The sequence below is a fragment of the Candidatus Hydrogenedentota bacterium genome (assembly GCA_016791475.1).
GTDB lineage: Bacteria > Hydrogenedentota > Hydrogenedentia > Hydrogenedentales > JAEUWI01 > JAEUWI01.
The window spans coordinates 95,373-113,866 of the sequence record JAEUWI010000009.1 but is presented as its reverse complement, the minus strand read 5'-3'; the positions used below and the strand labels follow the sequence as shown (position 1 = coordinate 113,866).

The following is an 18,494-nucleotide window of genomic DNA, read 5'->3' as shown; positions in this document are numbered from 1 at the left end:
GGGTTTGTCGATCCGAACGGTCTTTGCATAGAAGCCATCAGGGCCATCTCCGGCATCAATCCCGGAGGGTTCAGGCTCCGTCGCATAGGAACACCATGTCTATTCTGGTCTATATCTCGCATTTTCTCGGGAATATCCTCCTGATCGGCAGTGCCGGCGCCGCGCTGGCGTACCTTCGGGTGGATCAAGGCAATGCCCAGTGGCTGGCAGGGGCCTATCGCAGCGCGCTGGTGGCGATGTTTGCGCTCCTGGCCATGATCGTGTTCCGCACGATCCAGTGGCATCTCGTCCCCTTTACAACCGCGGCGGACTCGCTGTGCCTGCTGGCCTTCTTTTCGCTGTTGACGATCTTTCTCCAGTTGGGCCTGGACACGTCCCACCGCGCTCTGCTCTGCTTTTATCTTCCGCCGCTGGCGCTGGTGGGGGCGTTGAGCATGTACACGGCGATTCCGGCCCTGAGCACGGCGCCCCGGCCCCTGAGCGGCGCGTTGCTGACGGCCCACGTGGGTCTGGTGTTTCTGGCCTTCGCCTTGTTTTTCGTGGCGGGTATTAACAGCGTGGCCTATGCGTTTCAGGCGCAGCGGCTCAAACACCGGATGACGACGGGCCTATTCCAGAAGTTGCCGTCGCTGGAGTCACTGGATCGGGATTTGTTCCGGCTGATTAAAATCGGCTACCCGGCTTTTGCCATCACGCTGGTGGTGGGCGGTTTCTGGGTCTGGTATGAAGGGCAGAACCTCAGTCCGACCTGGTGGCTGTCACCGAAGATCTTCATGGCGGTGGCGATGCTCGCCTTCTACGCCTTCACGTTCCATGCGCGGGCCGCGGGCCGCCTGCGCGGGCCGAAGCTGGCCCATCTGGTGTGCTACGGGACGGGCACGTTGATCGGGATTTATCTGGTGCTGGCGCTGCTGGACGTGCTGAACTACAACTTTTATGGAGTTGCCGGATGACGATCGCGCTCACCGGCCTCAGCCATCATACCTGCCCCGTGGAGCTACGGGAGCGATTGTCCTTCCGGGAGGATCAACGGGGCGAGGCGCTGCGCCAGCTCAAGCAACGGTTGGATGACGGGGGCGCGGTCATTCTCAGCACGTGCAACCGCGTGGAGGTGTACACCCACGACAACGCAGCCCGCCCGGAGCACCTGCGCAATCTGGTGCGAGAGTTTCTTTCCGAGTGGCACCGGATGGAACCGGATGCGTTCACGGGGCACCTGTACGAGCATCACAACCGCGACGCCGTGGCCCATCTGTTTCGCGTGACATCGAGTCTGGACAGTATGGTGGTGGGCGAGGACCAGATTCTTGGCCAGGTGCATGATGCCTACCTGGCGGCGCAGGGCGAGGGGGCGACGGACAAGATTCTGCACGCGCTGTTCCAGCGCGCCTTCAAGGTGGCGAAGGAAGTGCGCACGAAGACAAACATCAACGTGGGCAAGGTTTCGGTGTCGTCGGTGGCGGTGGATCTGGCGGCGTCGATTTTCGGAAATCTTTCGGAGAAGACGGTGCTGGTGATCGGTTCGGGGGAGATGGGCGAACTCACGCTGAAGTGCCTGGTGGAGAAGGGTGTGGGCAAGGTGCTGGTGGCAAACCGGACGCTTTCGAAGGCCGAAGAGGTGGCCCGGATTTACCAGGGCGAGCCGCTGGCCCTTTCCTCGCTGGAGCACTATCTTCACGCGGCGGATATTGTGATAACGTCCACGGCCTCGGAGGTGCCCATTCTCGGGGTGGATGATTTTACCCGCGCGCTGCGCAAGCGCAACAAGGCGCCCATGTTCGTCATCGATATTGCGGTGCCGCGCGACGTGGATCCCCGGGTTGCGCAACTGGACAACGTCTACTGTTATGACATGGACGATCTGGAAACCGTGGCCGCGCAGAATCTGGAGTCGCGCCGGGCGGAGCTGGTGAAGTGCCTGGAGATGGTGGAGATCCAGGTGGACCGCTTCATCGACTGGCGTCGCGGCCTCTACGCGGAGCCGATGATCGTGTCGATGACGCAGGAGTTGAACGCGATTCGCGAGCGGGAGCTGGAAAAGACCTTGAGTATCCTGACGGACCTGACGGACCGCCAGCGTGATGAAGTGGAGTATTTGTCCAAGCGTATCGTGAACAACATCCTGCAACGACCCATGAACCAGATCAAGCAGGAGGTGGTGCGCGAGGACCCCAGCCGGGTCCTGCATCTGGTGAAACGACTTTTTGGTCTGGAGGAGAGTGCCGGATGACCCGGTTGGTGATTGGAACACGGGGCAGCGAACTGGCGCTGACCCAGTCAAACTATATTGCGGAACGCCTCCGGGCGGTATCGCCGGGCCTGACGGTGGAGGTGCTGATCATCAGCACGAAGGGGGACCGGATTACGGATGTGCCCCTTTCGCAGGTGGGCGGAAAGGGGCTCTTCACGAAAGAGCTGGAAGTGGCCCTGCTGGACGGATCCATCGATCTGGCGGTGCACAGCTTGAAGGATTTGCCCACGGAGCTGCCGGGCGGTCTGGCCGTGGGCGCGATTCCCGGCCGGGAAAATCCGGCGGACGCCCTGATCAGCGCTTCGGGACTTGGGCTCATGGCCCTTCGCCAGGGCGCGAAGGTGGGGACATCGAGCACGCGCAGGCAGGTGCAACTCAAGGCGGTCCGGCCCGATCTCGAACTGGTGGACTTGCGGGGCAACGTGCCCACGCGGCTGAAGAAGCTGGAGACCGAGGGCCTGGACGCCATCATTCTCGCAGCGGCGGGCCTGAACCGACTCGGCCTGTCGGCGCACATTACGGAACTGCTCCCGCCCGAGGTGATGCTTTCGGCGGTGGGTCAGGGTGCGCTGGGCATCGAGATTCGCGCGAACGACACGGCGCTGAAAGAATTGCTTTCGCGCATACACGACGAAGACACAGCGGCGGCGGCCACCGCCGAGCGCGCGCTGCTTTCCGGCGTCGGCGGCGGTTGCCAGGTGCCACTGGGTGCGCTGGCGGTGGTGCGCTCGGGCGAGCTGCACCTCCAGGCCTGCGCCTGCAGTCCCGACGGCACCCAGGTCGTTCGCGCGGCGCTGAGCGGACCGGTCGACGCGCCGGAAGCCTTGGGACAGGCGGTGGCGAAGGCGCTGATCGAGGGGGGCGCTTCGGTCTTTATCCGCCAGGTAGCTCTGGACGCGCTGAAGCCAAAACAGCCGCTGGCGGGGCGGACGGTGGTGGTGACGCGATCCGAGAGTCAGGGCAGCATACTTTCCGACGAGCTCTCCGCGATGGGGGCGAGCGTGATTGAATTCCCCACGATTTCCATTCAAGAAGTTGCGCCCGACGGTGCGATTCCCGGCGACGACGCGGTGGACTGGCTCATCTTCACGAGCGTTAATGGCGTAAACCATTTCGCTTCGGCGCTGGCCCGGGCGGGACGAAGCCTGGCGGCCTTTCGCTCTGCGGCGGTCTGCGCGATCGGTCCGGCGACGGCTTCATCGCTGCGCGCTCATGGAGTGCCTGTGAGCCTGACGCCCGAGCAGTACGTGGCCGAGTCGATTCTGGAGGCGCTGACGCGGCTGGAGGGTGGCGTGGCCGGAAAGCGTTTCCTCATGCCCCGGGGCAATCTTGCGCGACCGGACCTGCCCGAGGCGTTGCGCGCGGCGGGCGCCGAGGTGACGGAGTGTGTGGTGTATGACACGGTGATGCCCGTGGTTCCCGAAGAGACCGTGACGGCCATGCTGGCGGCAGCGCCGGAACTGGTGGTCTTTACGAGCTCTTCCACCGCGCGGAACTTCGCGACGATCCTGGGCGATGCGCGGCTTGAGTCCCTGAAGGCGAAGGCCCAATTCGCTTCGATAGGTCCCATCACGACAGCGACCGCAAAGACGCTGGGGCTGGCCGTGAGTATCGAGCCCGAGGAGCATGAAATACCCGCACTGGTCTATGGGATCGTTCAGCATGTTGCGGGGCAACAAGCCGTGACCTCCGCCTGATCGCGCCGTCCCGCAATGCAGTAGTAGATTTTCCAATCGTTCGTTACCCTTCCCAGGAGGTAGTCTATGTTTCCCATGACCCGCATGCGCAGGCTGCGCCGGAATGAGACCATGCGCCGCATGGTGCGTGAGACGGAGTTGAGCGTGTCCGATCTGATCCTGCCCCTGTTTGTGCGGCCGGGTTCGGGGGTGCGCAATCCGATCGTGTCCATGCCGGGCCAGTTCCAGTTGTCGGTGGACACGCTGGTGGAGGAGGCGAAGGAAATTCAGGATCTGGGCATACCGGCGATCATCCTCTTTGGCATTCCCAAAGTGAAGGATGCGCTGGGCAGCCAGGCCTATGCGACCGATGCCATTGTGTGCCGCGCGGTAGAGGCGGTGAAGAAAGCGTGTCCGGAATTGTGCGTCATTACGGACGTTTGCATGTGCGAGTACACGGACCACGGCCACTGCGGCGCGATCCAGCCGAACCGCGACGGCAAACCGGATGTGAACAACGACGAGACGCTTGACCTGCTGGTAAAGGAGGCGCTGGCTCACGCCCGTGCCGGCGCGGACATCGTGGCGCCGTCGGACATGATGGACGGCCGGGTTGGCGAGATACGGCTTGCACTGGACGACGAAGATTTTACGGATGTGCCCGTGATGGCCTATAGCGCGAAGTTCGCCTCGGCGTTCTACGGCCCCTTCCGCGACGCGGCGGAGTCCCCACCGAGCTTTGGCGATCGGCGATCCTACCAGATGGATCCGGCCAACCTGAACGAGGCCATGCGCGAGATCGAGCTCGATATCGAAGAAGGCGCGGACATCATCATGGTGAAGCCGGCCCTGCCCTATCTGGATGTCATCCGGTGGGCGGGGGACAACTTCGATCTGCCCCTGGCGGCCTATAACGTCTCGGGCGAGTACGCCATGATCAAGGCGGCCGGCGCAAACGGCTGGATCGACGAGCGCAAAGCGGCGATGGAATCGCTACTGTCGATCAAGCGGGCCGGCGCGAAGATGATCCTGACCTACTGGGCGAAAGACGCCGCGAAGTGGATGGCGGAGGGGTGAGGTTTAGAGATCACCCCAGTCTGTTCGGAAATCGAGTTCGTGCAACATGTTGAACGTGTTGCAACAAGAGACCCCAAGACTTCTGCAAACATCGGGTATGTGACGGTTGGCGCGCAACTTCGAAGGCTTCGAGCTTTCCGTGGTGACAACACATCGACAGGCTGGATCAACGAGCCCATACGCAATGAGGAAGGGGTCGCGGCCCAGTTTTTCGATCTCGTCTTCCGTAAGGTCCGTTGCGTAACCTTCGTAGACCACGCGAGAAACAAAAACGGGGTCGGCCTCCTCCTCGAGCAGAAGCGCTTCCTTTGATTCTGGTCGTCGCAGCCAATTCGGAAGTCCGGCAGTGTCCCCCGTCACTTCTTCCAAGATTTCGCGCGGGATCTTGATGTTTCCTGTCCTCCCCATGTACAGCAACCACTCCCAAAACTCGGGTATTCGGCTGAGCGGGTAGTAATCTCGGTTCGCGTCGATAAGGACGTTCGCATCGATAAGGTAAAGCATCAGTCGCCCCCAGGTTCCGTGCTATGACTCTCCGCCGCCCGCGCGCAGGATGGCTTCGACTCGCTTGCCCTTGACTCCGAGAAGGATTCCGGCCTTTGAAGTAGAGAGCGCCCCCGAACGCACCATCCGTCCCGTTAGCCTGATTAGGCGGTTTCCGAGCCGATATCGCGCGACCCTGTTGGCATCCGGGCCGCCCTCCTTTTCTTTGTCGCGCTCTCGTCTCTTTCGTTGCTCGGCGAGCCAACAATTACGGAAGTAGCCCGATAGCTCCCGCCAACGGGAGGTGGAAATAGCGTTAGTACGCAGAAGTTTATAGGCGACCATGGAACTGCTGAGGTTTCTACCTCTGGCGAAGGACGTGATGATTGTCGCCAACTCTTCCAGCGTAATTTGTGTGTTGAGGTGCAAGTGGCCAAGCTCCCCTTTTGGCAGGAGTATCTCACTTGCAACGTCATTGGAGAATTGTTCGATTGCAGTTTCGGAATCGGTTCCGCTGACGCCGCTACGTCCGAGCCAAAGGTGCGTCAACTCGTGAAGTAGCGTGAAGGACAACGCAGTCTTTGCATCTTGACCATTGACCACCACGATTGGCGCAATTGGATCGGCCAACGCAAAGCCTCGAAAAACCTGGACGTCGATACTTGTATGGTGGCTCCCGAGGTCATTCTTGAGGAGAACAAAAACACCGGCTTCTTCCGCCGCGTCTCGCAATATGGAAAAAGCGGCCTGGGGTGACGGCGCCTGTCGAAATCGGTCGAGGGAAAAATTAATAGTGCGCGCTATAGACGAAGCGACGGCATCGACCCCGTCCGAGAGTTTCACCGAACCGACAAAAGGAAGATGTGCCGCCTCTTCCTCGGCTTCCAGCATGGCTCGAACGATACCTTGCCGCGCTCGAATGTCACGAAGTAGGGCGTCTAGAATAGCGTCGTCGGTTCTGGGCTGAGCAGCCGACAGTGAACGAAAGTCTTCGCCACGATCCCCGCGGCGGGGCGGGGCCGGCAAGTAGAAGGTCAATAGCGGACGGTGGTAATGCTTCGCCATCTCTACGAGCTGCTTGCGAGAAGGGCGCTCCGCGCCGGACTCGAGCTGCGCGAGTCGCTCTTGCCCCGACAGTCCCCTTGCGGGATTCAGGGCGATCTTCCGGGCGGCGCTTTCCGCGTCCAATCCCGCGCTTTCCCTTGCCCATCGGAGTATTTCTGGGTTTACGCCAGGCACTTACCAATCCCCATACGAAACTTTCCCTGCAAACCTTCAGACTCACGTTTACCCTTAGTCTTCAGCACGCCGACAGCCATTTCCACGACCGAAGACACGAAGTTTCACTGGCGTCTGCTTTATAGTGTATCGGAGTGGCTATTTTACCGCAACATCTGCGGGGTTGACGACCCACGGTGTCCCCGCCGGGGCAAACGGCTGGATCGACGAGCGCAAAGCCGCCATGGAGTCTTTGCTGTCCATCGAGCGCGCCGGCGCGAAAATGATATTGACCTACTGGGCGAAGGACGCCGCGAAGTGGATCGCGGAGGGGTGAAGTTCAGGTACCCGCCTTGCAAATTGAATATTGGATATTCAATTTGCAAGGTACTCGTTCGGGTTCAGACAACGTCAGGCCGGGATGTGGGCCACACTGACTGGCACTGGGTAGGGCTTGCCCATGACGGCTTCGAGGGGCTTGTTTTGCCCTTCGCTTTTCATCCCCTGGTTTCGTGCCCGTGCGGCGGTACGTCCCCAGGGTGCCTTGAATTATCGAGCGACCGCGAGGAAAAGGAATCGGGCGCGGGTGGAAAAAACAAAAAAGCCCACCTCACCTCAGGCCTGCTGTGCGACATTGCTACGTCAGGTCAGGCAGGGGGACTCCGATCGATCGGGGCCGGGGATGGGTCGACAGTGTGTCGCTCAGTGCGACTGAATGTTGGCCACGACCTCCTGGGGGTGGGGCACCTTTTTCTCGTGTTTTATTTTCCGCTTTTCCTTGAGGGTGTGAGCGGGCTTCTTTTTGTTTTCGTGTTTGCCTTTGTCGCGTGAGTGGCTCATGGTGTACTCGCTTTCTGGAATTGCACGCCGTGTGCAGTCCGCTGGAATTATACCATGAATTTTGGCATGGGTCTTATGGGCGTGGGCATGGGCGTGGGCGTGGGCGTGGCGGAGGTTATTCGGCGGTTTTCTGCAGATTGGCGAGGATGCGTTGTTCGCGCAGGAGGAGGAGGTCGCCGGCGTGCCGCAGGGCGAAGGGGTAAGCGACGAGGGTGAGGAGGATAAAGGCCACGGAGAGGGTGAGTCCGGCCGGGAAGTCGGCGAAGCCCCAGCGGTTGGCGATGCCGTCGATGAGGAGGCAGGCCGAGGAGGGGAGGACGAGGATGGCGACAATGAAGGGCATGAGAATGCCGACGAGAAGGGAACGGGAGTGCTGGCCGCGCATCATGTTGCGGCTCATGGCGAAGGGGGCGTAGATGGAGACGAAGCTGCCCGCGAGGGTAAAGAGGAGGAAGAGCTGGGCGACCTGCAGCAGGCATACGGCGACGGTCTGGGGGTCGAGGGAGAAGTACCATGCGGCCAGGAGGGCGAAGAGGAGGCCCATGCCACCGGCGAGGGGCAGCAGGGCGAGGTGGTAGGCCAGGAGGACGCGGTGGCGCGCGATGGGGAGCATCATGATGGCGCGGAATCCGCGGGCGTCCATGCCGAACAGGTTGAAGAAGAAAGCGCTGAACATGAAGAAGGGCCACATGATGACGATGACGGGCAGCCCGAGCTCCTGTCCGAAGAAGAGGGAACGGCTATTGGCGATGGCGAGCAGGATAATCATGCCGAGGGGGGCCAGGAGGAGGGTACGCATCTGGGGGTGGCGTGTAAAGCTGAGGAATGCGGCCAGGGCGAGGGCGGCGGTCTCGTCGCCTAAACCCGGGATTCGCCGGGCCGTCAAGGGGGCTTTGAGGGGTTTTCCACCGACGGTGCGGGGCCCGGCGGTGTTTCCGGCGGCGAAGCAATAGCGGAGCGTCAGGCGGTGGCCCAGGTAGTAGCCGATGCCGCCCAGGGCGACGAGGGCAATCAGGGGGAGGAAGAAGGGGCCTTCGCCGGTGATGACGCGGTTCAGGGCGAGGGCCGCCCATCCGGTTGGGGTGATGGCGGAAAAGCGTTCGACCCACACGAACTGATCGGGCTCGAGGAGGCGGCGCACGGTGGAGTCGCTGGCGCCGCTCTGGCCCAGGGTATTGGATAGGATCATGGGCATGAAGCCGCCCGCCATGAAAAAGAGCGGGAGAATGCTCATGATCAGGCGCCGCCGACGTTTGTTCTCCATCCAGACCGTCATGAGGCCGCGGAGGCACCAGGCCCAGGCCGCGGCGGTGAAGAAGAAGGCGGCGGCCGCGCCCAAGCCCGCGATCAGCCCACCACCGGTGCTGGAATAGACGCCGGTCAACAGGCCGAGGGCGGCGGCCACATAGAGCAACGAGGTGATGCCGAAAAGGGAGAGGATGAAGTTGATGGCATTGATGACAGCAATGGGTACGGGGAAGTAGAGCATCTTCCGAACATCGATGAGATCGGAGCGCTGCACCTCCATGGCGAGTCCCCAAAACCAGCCGACGAGATAGATCAGGAGGAGAAGGTTCAGGGCGACGAGGGCCAACTCGGGGGGCTGTCGTGGGAACCAGGTCGCTCCGAGATAGTGGAAGAGCCAGGCGAGGCCTCCGGCGAAGAAAAGCGCCCCGGTGCCGAGGACACCGATGACGAAATAGGCCACAAGCTTGCCGCCGGTGACGCTATGGCGCATGAGGTGAAACTGAAGTATGGCCAGGGCCTGGAGGTAGCGCATCAGCCGTTCCGTCCGCCACCGAGCCAGGAGAGTCCGCCAGACTCGGCCTGGCTGCGCCCGACGATTTCGACAAAGCGGTTTTCGAGGGACTCGCCTTGGGCGACTTCGGCCAGAGAGCCCTGGAGGATCAGCTCGCCTTTGTGGATGATGCCGATATGGGTGCAGAGCTGTTCCACGATGGCCAGGATGTGGGAAGTGAGGAAGATGGTGCGGCCCTGGTTCACCATTTGCTGGAGCACGTCCTTGATGGTGCGCGAAGCGACGGCGTCGATGCCCTCGAAAGGCTCGTCCAGAAAGAGGAGGTCGGGATCGTGGATGAGGGCGGCAGCCAGGGAGATTTTCTTCTTCATGCCGTGGGAGTATTCGAGGATCAGAGTCTTGTTGGCCTCGGCCAGGTTGAGCAGGCCCAGTAACTCGTCCATGCGCTGGAGCACCACTTCGCGGGGGAGCTTGTACATGCGGCCGACGAAGGCGAGGTACTCCCGGGCGGTGAGGTTTTCGAAGAGGCAGAGGTCTTCCGGTACCACGCCGATGCGGCGTTTGATCTGGAGGGGCTGGCGGCGCAGGGGAATACCCAGGAGGCGCGCGTCGCCCTCGGTGGGCGCGATGATGCCGGTGAGCATCTTGATGGTGGTGGATTTGCCCGCGCCGTTGGGGCCGAGGAAGCCGAAGAAACAGCCCTTCTCCACTTTGAGATCGAGGCCGCGCACGGCGGTGACGCCCTCATAGACTTTTCTGAGGCCGTAGGTCTCGATGCTGTAGTCCATCGTGTCTCCGTTGCGCGGGATGGGGCTGCCGCCGCGATGCGGGGTGATCATAGCAGAGTTCGGCCGGGCGGTGGAATGGGTCTTATGGGTCTTATGGGTCTTATGGGTCTTATGGGTCTTATGGGTCTTATGGGTCTTATGGGTCTTATGGGTCGTGTGGGTCGTGTGGGCCGTGTGGGCCGTGTGGGTCGATTCCGGCATTCGTGGGGTCCGGCGTGGTATGATAGGGCACGCTGGCGCTCTGGAGTTGCGCTGGCGGCCCACCTTGAGCGGAGCAGGCTTTTCCATGGTACCCCCCATTTCTTTTGATGCTTCCCGATCTCTGGCCGAGCTGGAGGAGGAGGGCTGGTCGTTTGATCCCGAGGAGTTTGACGCGCCGCGCCATGCCCATGGACTGGTGACGAAGCCAGTGCGGCGATTGACACCCGCAGAACTGATGCAACTCATCCAGTGGCGGGTGAGCCTGCGCTTCACGGTGCCAGCGGCCATCGCGCGGATGATGGGCGACCCCTTCTTGAAGGCGGGCGCCCACGAGGGCGACCTGCTGGTGGCCCTGCTGGAGGCGGACACGTCCTTCTGGCGCGCGAATTATGACCTGTGGTGTGCCATGGTGGATTTGCTGGCGAAGGCGATTACAGACGTGGCCGCGCGGGTGGAGGCGGAAGAAGCGGGGGACTATCTGCCCCAGTTTCTGGGCGATGATTTCATGGCGGCGGTGATGCATTTTCGAGATATTCATGAAGGATGAAGGCGGGGAGTCTGTAGCTTCGGACCGATCAGACGGATCGGACCGATCTTGCAGGGGCGCACGAAACTTTTGTCACGGAACTTACGAAAGCAGCGATTACTTTGAATGAGTTGATAGAAATTACAGTGGAGGAGGAGCACGTCGGTCTTCGGCTTGACGTATTTCTTGCGGAGGCGCTAGAGGACTCATCGCGCTCCTATATCAAGAAGCTAATTAAGGACGAGCTCGTCAAGGTGAACGAGCATGTCTGCACGAAGCCGAGTCGGACGATGGCGCTGGATGAAGTGGTAACGGTGGACTTGCCGCCGTCCCCTTCGGCGTGGCCGGAGCCGGAAGATATTCCGCTGGATATTCTCTACGAAGACAGCGAGCTGATCATGGTCAACAAGGCGCCGGGCATGGTGGTCCACCCCGCGCCAGGGCACCACAGCGGCACGCTGGTAAACGCGGTGCTGTTTCGGTGCAAGGATTTTCAGCGCGCGGGCGACGACATGGGCCGTCCGGGCATCGTGCACCGCCTTGACCGGGATACTTCGGGCGTCATGGTGGTGGCGAAGAACGAGCGGTCCTTCCGGCATCTGGCGGCGCAGGCCGCGGCCCACACCTTTGACCGACGCTACTTGTGCCTGGTGCGGGGCGAGTTTCAGGAGGATAGGGGCCGCATCAACGCCAATATCGGCCGCAGCCTGAGTGATCGCAGCCGCATGGCGGTGACGGGTATTCGCGCGAAGGAAGCGGTAACCAATTTTGAGGTGCTGGAGCGCTTCGGAATCGCGTCGATCGTCGGGTTGCAACTGGAGACGGGGCGTACCCACCAGATCCGCGTGCACATGCGCTTTGCGGGCCGGCCCGTGCTGGGCGACCCGGTCTATGGCGAGCGGGAGTACAAGAGTTGGCCCATCAGCGATGAAACCCGAGCGGCGCTCGACGGGCTGATCGGCCAGGCGCTCCACGCGGAGCGGCTCGGCGTGACCCACCCGGTCACGGGCGAACGGTTGACTTTCAGTGTGCCGCCCCCGCAGGATTTCCAGCGGGCGCTGGACGCCTTGAGATCGCATGCGGCGGCGCAGGGAGCGCCCCGAAACGTAACGGAACCCTGAGGGAAATTTCATGAAATCTATTAGCATTGTCGCTGCCCTGCTCGCTCTTCCTTTCTGTCTGGCGGTCCCCGCCGATGACCTGGCCGAGGCCATGCGCGGCGCGGTAGCCAAGAACGATGCCGCGGTGGTGACGGTCAAGGTCGCGCTGAAAGAGACCTACTCGTACGACGGCGGGTCGGATGTGAACGAATACACGCAGGATATTACCGCGACCGTTATCTCGCCCGAGGGCTTGATGGTGACCTCGCTCATGGTCGTGGATCCTTCGGTGCTCATGGAAGAATATGCCAACAGCGAAGAGGGCTTCGACAGCAAGACGGAGATTACATCGCTGAAAGTGCGCCGGGGCGAAGCAGAGGAAGACGCGGAGATCGTGCTTCGCGACCGCGATCTGGATTTGGCCTTCCTCCGACCGGTGAAGAAGCCGGCGGAGCCACGCCCCTTTACGGATCTCGCGGCGGGCGCCCAGGCCAAGGCCTTTGACCCGGTCATCGTGATGAACCGGCTGGGCAAGGTGGCCAACCGCGTTTCCACGGCCCAGTTGCTGCGAATTGATGCCGTGCTGGACAAGCCGCGAATGACCTACTTCGTGGGCGAGTACGCGGGCCACGGAGCGCCCGTCTTCGTAGTTACCGGCGAATGCCTCGGTATCAATGTGACCAAAATGCTCAAGACCAACTCCCAGAATGGCATGGGCGTGGCCGATGAATACGAGAGCAATATGGCGAGCGTGGTGATTTCCGGTGCGGACGTGCTGGAGGTGGCGAAGCAGGTGCCGGCGTACAAAGAGAATTGAGAATTACGAATTGGAAATGGCGAGTCACCGGGTGGTGACTCGCCATTTTCCATTCGCGCCACGTTGCGTGCGTGATTTCATTCGTCGTTCACTACTCTCAATTCTTGATTCCCAACAGCGCGCCGGGAAAATCGGTGTAGATTCTCTTGACGCCGAGGTCCCGCAGGCGCTTCATTTCGCTTTCATCGTTTACCGTCCACGCGCCGGATTCGAGGCCGGCGGCGATAATGGCGGCAATGATTTCCCGGCTGGCTCCGGCGGCATTGACCACGATGGACTCGAAGCCCAGTTCCTTCGCCGTGGCGATGTCCTGTGCTGCCGGGAAGTCGGCGGGGCGGTCCCAGAACACGGGGATTTCGGGGGCGAGCTCTTTCACGCGCTTCATCTTTGCCAGGTCGCCGTCGTTGAAGCCCACCCAGTCCTGGGCGTTCACTTCCTTGATCAGGGCGATGGCCTCGTCCACCACGTCGGCCTTGGGCTGAATGGAGAGGCGGGTTTTTTCCTGGCGGATGATGCGCATCAGCACCTGGCGCAGCGTGGGCATGGGTTCGGGCGGGCACGTGGTTTCATCGAGGCCTTTATCTTTGCGGAACGCGGCGGCCACGTCCACGGCGCGAAGTTCCTGGAGGGTGGTGGATGCCACGGGGATATCGCGATTGCCGGTGCGTCCGGTGCTTTCGTCGTGGATGACCACGAGGGCGCCGTCCTTCGATCGCTGGACATCGATTTCAATCCAGTCCGCGCCGAGTTTCAAGGCGCTTTCGATGGCCGGGAGGGTGTTTTCGGGGAATGCACCGGAGTCCCCCCGGTGGGCGGTGACGCCATTGGCCAGGAATTCTTTCGCATTGAGCGCGTCGAGACAGTCCTTGAATTTTCTGGGTTCGTCGGTGGCGTACCAGCGGATGTTCATGGCCAGGAGTTCGCCCAGTTCGTCACAGGTAAAGTGTTCGGGCAGTACTTCCAGTTCGATACCCGCGGCCTGGGTGAGGGCCACGGCCTGATGGAGCTGGGCCCGGGAGAGGGCATAGGGCCAGTCTCCCGAGGCTTCGGTATTCAAGTGGAGCTGGACCAGATCGAGACCGGCGAAGTCCTCGCTGGCGAGCTTCTGAAACTTCGTGTAGATATCGTTGGCGGTGCCGCCAATCCAGACGCCGGCGCGGAGATCGGGCACGGCCGCTTTGATTTCGCGGCAGGACTCGGCTTTGTTGTGGGCAAAAATGATCTGTTTCGCCACACCATACTCCTTGATGAGGGCGGCCAGGCGCTGCAGATCGACGGATTTCAGGTCGAGGTAGACCTCATAGTTCTTGTGATCGCGGAGGATCTCCAGCACGCTGCGGAGCTCAGGCACTTTTTCGCCCGCGAATTTCGGGTCGAACCAGGCGCCCGCGTCGGGTTCCTGCACCTCCGCAAGGGTCAACTGGCTGACGGGGGTGTCGGCGTTGAGCGTGGCGCTGGTGGTGCGCTTCAGGGTCTCGTCGTGGAGGCAGATGATGATGCCGTCGCTCGTGGTGCGGATATCGATCTCGGGTGCGGCCCCCAGCGCCCACGCGTGCTGAAAGGCGGCAAGGGTATTCTCCGGGACTTCCCGAAGTCCACCGCGGTGGGCCTGAACGTGTACGGGGCTATCGGCGGCAATCGTGTTCGCGGCGAGCACGAGCAACAGGGCAACAAATCGCATGGAATCTCCTCTTGGTGTGGGGTGATGAACCGGCACCACAGGCGGGAAGCATAGCGAATTCAGGCCCGCAGGTGCGAGGCGCGGCCCCCCTCGGCATATCTCGGGCGGGCGGGTCCGGGCGTTCAGCGATCAAAATCCCCTGCGGCCTCGGGCTGGTATTCGATGGCCGAGACGCGAAACTCGGCGGTGCCTTTGGGCAGGCGCACTTTGAAGGTGCGCCCCACGCGCTGGCCGAGCATGGCGGTGCCGAGGGGCGCGAGCACGGAAATCTGATTGGATTCCGCCTCACCTTCTTCGGGATAGACCAGAGCGCAGGAAAGGGCGCGGCCCGTGGTGAGGTTTTCCAGCGCGACTACGGAGCGCATGGTGACGACGTCTGCGGGGGTCCTTTTCGGGTTCTTGATTATCCTGGCGCGATCGAGTTCCTGCTCGAGTTCGTCGAGGTGGGGGCGGTCGCGACGATCGGCCTGGGGGCCGAGGGCTTCAATGCAGGCGCGCAGTCGGGCCATGTCGGTCGCGGTGGTCCAGATGTTTTTGGTCATGGGGGTACCTCCTTGCACGCGAATTGGCGTGACGGGGTTAAATGTGGAAGTCGCCCGCGGCTTCGGGCTGGTAGAGAATTTCTTCGACCTGGTACAGGGTCTCGCCGCGCTTGTTGCGCACTTCGTAGACATCGCCGGTGCGGCGCCCGAAAAGACCCAGGCCGATGGGATCGAGAATGCAGACGTTGGTCGGGTGGGCATGGAGATCCCGGGGGAACACGAGCACGACGACCTGATCGGCCCCACTCTTACGGTCCCGTATGCGTACCCGGGAGTTCATGGTGACCACGTCGGCGGGCACCTCGCGGGGTGAGATGACCCGGGCTTCCGTCAATTCGCGATCCAGTGCGTCGGCATTGTCCTGCCACTCCTTGCGGCCGAAAACGCGGACAACGGCGATCAGCTCTTTCAGGCGATCCAGGTCATACTGGTTCACGCAGGTGGCGCGATACTCCGCAACGCCGTCGGTGTGCCCGGTGTGGAGATCCGAGGCGGAGCCCTCCAGCGAGCGGAAGAGCATGTCGCGCATTTCCCGGGCGGCCTTCGCGATGGAATCGGCCTGGACGTTGCCACTCCAATAGCCCATGAAGGACGTGACAAGGCCGTCGAGGTAGACCGCCATTTTCACGGTGGAGCTTCGCGGGCGCGCCGCGCCCTTGCAGTAGCGATCGAAAAGCTGCTCCACAAAGTCCACATAGCGCCGGTGGAGCTTGTTGACCTTCGGACCCAGTTGCTCCGGCCGGGGCTCGATGCCAAGGTAGCTGGGGAAGGAAAAGGGCTGAAAAAAGAGGCGATCCCGGGTGTGGTTGTAGAGCCGAAGGCGGATCACATCCAGTACGGCCTCTTCGGGCTTGGTTACGTTGACAAAAGAGGTGAGGCGCTCGATGACCGCGTCTCCGATGCGCTCCGCCACCTGAGCATAGAGATCTTCCTTGCCCTGAAAGCTGTTGTACAGCGTTCCGACGGAAACGCCCGCCTCTCGGGCCACATCGTCCATGGTGGTCTGGGCGAAGCCCTTGGACTGAAAATGATGCTCGGCGGCATCGAGGATTTCGTGGATGCGTCTTGGTTGGGCCATGGCGATGAACCTGAAGTGAATTTGTGTTCACTAAATGAGTCTATGTTCATTCTACGTCGGTCTATCGGGAAAGTCAAGGGGGCATCAGACCGATCGGACCGATCGGACCGATCCGTCTGATCGCTCGGATCATCCACTGGTAACGCGGGCCGCCATCCCGTAAGATAGGGCGAGTCTGTTTCACGAAAGGATCCCCCATGCGCATTGCCACGTTCCTCTTCGCCGCCGTCCTCGCCGGTGCCGCTTTTTCCCTTCCCCTGACCGAGGGCTCCAAGCTGCGGCGCATCCCGTACAACAACCCCGGGCTGGTGGTCGATCTGGGTGTGGGCCTGTGGGGCTCGCCTTTCCCCATGGACTTCGATGGGGACGGCGATTACGACCTCCTCTGCGCAAGCGCCGACAAACCCTACAACGGCATTTACTTCTTCGAAAATACGCAGGGGAATATCGACTGGCCCATCTTCAAACCGGCGGTGCGGCTGGACGGGGCGAAGCACGACATTACACCTTCCTACGAGGGCGATGAAGTCTTCATGACGGAGCCGGGGATTTATTATCCCAATTTCAAGAAAACTTATTTTCAGGAGCCGGTGCCGATTCCCTACGAACCGACCTTTCGCGCGACGCGCGGCAAGCAGTGGAAGTTTTGCGATTATGACGGCGACGGTGTCCGGGATCTCGTGGTGGGCGTGGGTGACTGGACGGATTATGGATGGGACAACGCTTTCAACGAGAAGGGCGAGTGGACCAAGGGCCCCCTTCACGGCCATGTGTACGTGATGAAGAATACGGGCACCAACGAGGCCCCGTCCTATGCCGAGGCGATGCAGGTTCAGGCGGGTGGCAAGGCGCTGGATGTCTTTGGCACGCCGTCACCGAACTTCGTGGATTTCGACAAGGACGGCGATCTTGATCTGCTCTGTGGCGAGTTTCTGGACCGGCTCACCTATTTTGAGAACACGGGCACGCGGACGGCGCCCGTGTATGGCGAGGGGCGCTTTATCGAGCTGAAGGGTGAAACGCTCCACCTCGATCTGGAGATGCTTCAGGTGGTGGTCTTCGACTGGAACCGCGACAGCAACCCGGACATCATCGTGGGCAAGGAAGACGGCCGCGTGGTGATGCTGCTGGGCATCGGTGAGAAAAAGAACGGTCTACCGACCTTCACGCCGCCGCGTTATTTCCAGCAGGAGGCCGAAAACGTGAAGGTGGGCGCGCTGGTGACGCCCTTCAGCGTAGATTGGGACAACGACGGCGACGAGGACATCATCGCGGGCGATACGGCGGGCTACATCAACTTCGTGGAAAATCTCAGCGGCGGCACGGATCCCAAATGGGCCAAGCCGGTCTACCTGGAGGCCGGTGGCGCGCTCTTTCGCATTCAGGCGGGTCCCAACGGATCGATCCAGGGTCCCGCAGAGGCCAAGTGGGGCTATACCGTGTTGAACGTGGCCGACTGGGACGGGGACGGCCTGCTGGACATCGTGTACAACTCCATCTGGGGCAAGGTGGAGTGGCTGAAAAACACGGGCACGCAGGAGAAAGCGGTGCTGGCGGCGGCCCAGGCGATCACGGTGGAGTGGGAGGGCCCCGCACCCAAGCCCGCCTGGTACTGGTGGACCCCCGAAGGCAAGAATCTGGTAACCCAGTGGCGCACGAGCCCCATCGTGAAAGATCTGAACGGAGACGGTTTGCCCGATCTCTCCATGCTCGATCAGGAAGGCTACCTGGCCTTTTTCGAGCGCGCGAAGACGGAGGGGGGGCTGGTGCTGCTTGCGCCAAAGCGGATCTTCAAGGATGAGAAGGGTCAGCCCCTGCGCCTGAACGAGAAGAACGCGGGCGGCAGCGGACGCCGCAAGTTCACCATGGGCGATTGGGATGGCGACGGAGATGTGGATATCCTGATCAACAGCAAGAATATCGACTTCATGCGCAATATCGCCGAGAAGAAAGGCGAGTTCCAGTTCAAGAACGAGGGTGAGGTCGATATCCAGCTTCTTGCGGGCCACGACACCTGCCCCACGCTCGTGGACTGGAACAAAGACGGCAAGCCGGAGCTGCTGATTGGTGCTGAAGACGGCTTTTTCTACTACCTGGAGAAGCCGAAGGAGTAGGGTGGGGCTCAATAGGACGGATTCGACCGATAGGACGGATATTCCAGAAAGGCCCGGCTTCCCCGTAGCCTGCAGCCTACAGTCTAAAGCCTAAATTCGCATCGCGCGGGCGGCATTTGCTACACTTCCGGCTCCCAGCGCGGAGAGGTGGCCGAGTGGTTGAAGGCGGCGGCCTCGAAAGCCGTTTTACGGGCAACCGTAACCAGGGTTCGAATCCCTGCCTCTCCGCCATTTGTCTCTTCCCGCCCCCTGCTCCTTCCTTCCTCCAGATCACCTGAACTTGCCACGTTGCCCATACGTTGGCGGCGGTACACTGTTGACCCCTCGATGAATACAGCGAATT

General features: G+C 61.5%; 17 protein-coding genes and 1 tRNA gene. 10 read left to right on the top strand and 8 right to left on the bottom strand.

What is annotated here, in order from left to right; genetic code table 11:
• Nucleotides 1-95 precede the first annotated feature (95 nt).
• The 4 genes from ccsA (at nucleotide 96) to hemB (ending at nucleotide 5,004) form a co-directional block, all read left to right on the top strand.
• On the top strand, nucleotides 96-953 hold the full coding sequence (ccsA, locus tag JNK74_07025) for a cytochrome c biogenesis protein CcsA (protein MBL7645929.1): 858 nt from the start codon (nucleotides 96-98) through the stop codon (nucleotides 951-953).
• Nucleotides 950-2,230 carry a glutamyl-tRNA reductase gene (locus JNK74_07020; protein MBL7645928.1) on the top strand — a complete coding sequence of 427 codons (1,281 nt, stop codon included), beginning with the start codon at nucleotides 950-952 and terminating at the stop codon, nucleotides 2,228-2,230. The genes ccsA and JNK74_07020 overlap by 4 nt, the downstream gene beginning before the upstream one ends.
• Complete coding sequence (hemC, locus tag JNK74_07015; protein ID MBL7645927.1) at nucleotides 2,227-3,948, top strand: hydroxymethylbilane synthase; 1,722 nt, start codon at nucleotides 2,227-2,229, stop codon at nucleotides 3,946-3,948. Before JNK74_07020 ends, hemC begins: the two co-directional genes overlap by 4 nt.
• Before the next feature lie 66 nt (nucleotides 3,949-4,014).
• A complete protein-coding gene (gene hemB / locus JNK74_07010) occupies nucleotides 4,015-5,004 on the top strand; it encodes a porphobilinogen synthase (GenBank protein ID MBL7645926.1) in 990 nt (329 codons plus the stop codon).
• Nucleotides 5,005-5,007: 3 nt separating this feature from the next.
• Here the strand turns inward: hemB and JNK74_07005 are convergent, their stop codons facing one another.
• The gene (locus JNK74_07005) at nucleotides 5,008-5,508 is read right to left on the bottom strand and encodes a DUF4411 family protein (GenBank protein ID MBL7645925.1); all 501 of its coding nucleotides are present in this window, start codon (nucleotides 5,506-5,508) and stop codon (nucleotides 5,008-5,010) included.
• A gap of 21 nt (nucleotides 5,509-5,529) precedes the next feature.
• Entirely contained in the window at nucleotides 5,530-6,726 is a 1,197-nt protein-coding gene (locus JNK74_07000; protein ID MBL7645924.1) for an ImmA/IrrE family metallo-endopeptidase, read from the bottom strand.
• 223 nt (nucleotides 6,727-6,949) lie between these two features.
• Here JNK74_07000 and JNK74_06995 point away from each other — a divergent pair, with 223 nt between their 5' ends.
• Nucleotides 6,950-7,042: a hypothetical protein gene (locus JNK74_06995; GenBank protein ID MBL7645923.1), complete on the top strand. Its 93-nt coding sequence runs from the start codon at nucleotides 6,950-6,952 to the stop codon at nucleotides 7,040-7,042.
• Nucleotides 7,043-7,407: 365 nt separating this feature from the next.
• On the opposite strand, the gene JNK74_06990 is transcribed toward JNK74_06995, so the two are convergent.
• The 3 genes from JNK74_06990 to JNK74_06980 form a co-directional block, all read right to left on the bottom strand.
• The gene (locus tag JNK74_06990) at nucleotides 7,408-7,545 is read right to left on the bottom strand and encodes a hypothetical protein (GenBank protein ID MBL7645922.1); all 138 of its coding nucleotides are present in this window, start codon (nucleotides 7,543-7,545) and stop codon (nucleotides 7,408-7,410) included.
• Nucleotides 7,546-7,660: 115 nt separating this feature from the next.
• Complete coding sequence (locus tag JNK74_06985; protein ID MBL7645921.1) at nucleotides 7,661-9,325, bottom strand: hypothetical protein; 1,665 nt, start codon at nucleotides 9,323-9,325, stop codon at nucleotides 7,661-7,663.
• Nucleotides 9,325-10,092 carry an ABC transporter ATP-binding protein gene (locus tag JNK74_06980; GenBank protein ID MBL7645920.1) on the bottom strand — a complete coding sequence of 256 codons (768 nt, stop codon included), beginning with the start codon at nucleotides 10,090-10,092 and terminating at the stop codon, nucleotides 9,325-9,327. The genes JNK74_06985 and JNK74_06980 overlap by 1 nt, the downstream gene beginning before the upstream one ends.
• A 286-nt stretch (nucleotides 10,093-10,378) precedes the next feature.
• On the opposite strand from JNK74_06980, the gene JNK74_06975 reads away from it, so the two are divergent.
• The 3 genes from JNK74_06975 to JNK74_06965 all read left to right on the top strand — a co-directional run bounded on the left by JNK74_06975 (nucleotide 10,379) and on the right by JNK74_06965 (nucleotide 12,736).
• Nucleotides 10,379-10,840 carry a hypothetical protein gene (locus JNK74_06975; GenBank protein MBL7645919.1) on the top strand — a complete coding sequence of 154 codons (462 nt, stop codon included), beginning with the start codon at nucleotides 10,379-10,381 and terminating at the stop codon, nucleotides 10,838-10,840.
• A gap of 101 nt (nucleotides 10,841-10,941) precedes the next feature.
• On the top strand, nucleotides 10,942-11,940 hold the full coding sequence (locus JNK74_06970) for an RluA family pseudouridine synthase (GenBank protein MBL7645918.1): 999 nt from the start codon (nucleotides 10,942-10,944) through the stop codon (nucleotides 11,938-11,940).
• Nucleotides 11,941-11,950: 10 nt separating this feature from the next.
• Nucleotides 11,951-12,736 (top strand): trypsin-like peptidase domain-containing protein, encoded by a 786-nt coding sequence (locus tag JNK74_06965; protein MBL7645917.1) that lies wholly within the window; start codon nucleotides 11,951-11,953, stop codon nucleotides 12,734-12,736.
• A gap of 97 nt (nucleotides 12,737-12,833) precedes the next feature.
• On the opposite strand, the gene JNK74_06960 is transcribed toward JNK74_06965, so the two are convergent.
• From JNK74_06960 to JNK74_06950, 3 genes are all read right to left on the bottom strand, one after another.
• Nucleotides 12,834-14,417 carry a hypothetical protein gene (locus JNK74_06960; GenBank protein ID MBL7645916.1) on the bottom strand — a complete coding sequence of 528 codons (1,584 nt, stop codon included), beginning with the start codon at nucleotides 14,415-14,417 and terminating at the stop codon, nucleotides 12,834-12,836.
• A gap of 122 nt (nucleotides 14,418-14,539) precedes the next feature.
• Nucleotides 14,540-14,959 carry a GreA/GreB family elongation factor gene (locus tag JNK74_06955; GenBank protein ID MBL7645915.1) on the bottom strand — a complete coding sequence of 140 codons (420 nt, stop codon included), beginning with the start codon at nucleotides 14,957-14,959 and terminating at the stop codon, nucleotides 14,540-14,542.
• 37 nt (nucleotides 14,960-14,996) lie between these two features.
• A complete protein-coding gene (locus JNK74_06950) occupies nucleotides 14,997-16,037 on the bottom strand; it encodes a TetR family transcriptional regulator (GenBank protein ID MBL7645914.1) in 1,041 nt (346 codons plus the stop codon).
• 197 nt (nucleotides 16,038-16,234) lie between these two features.
• On the opposite strand from JNK74_06950, the gene JNK74_06945 reads away from it, so the two are divergent.
• Nucleotides 16,235-18,151 carry a VCBS repeat-containing protein gene (locus JNK74_06945; GenBank protein ID MBL7645913.1) on the top strand — a complete coding sequence of 639 codons (1,917 nt, stop codon included), beginning with the start codon at nucleotides 16,235-16,237 and terminating at the stop codon, nucleotides 18,149-18,151.
• A gap of 141 nt (nucleotides 18,152-18,292) precedes the next feature.
• A tRNA-Ser gene (locus JNK74_06940) sits at nucleotides 18,293-18,382 on the top strand.
• Nucleotides 18,383-18,494: the final 112 nt, after the last annotated feature.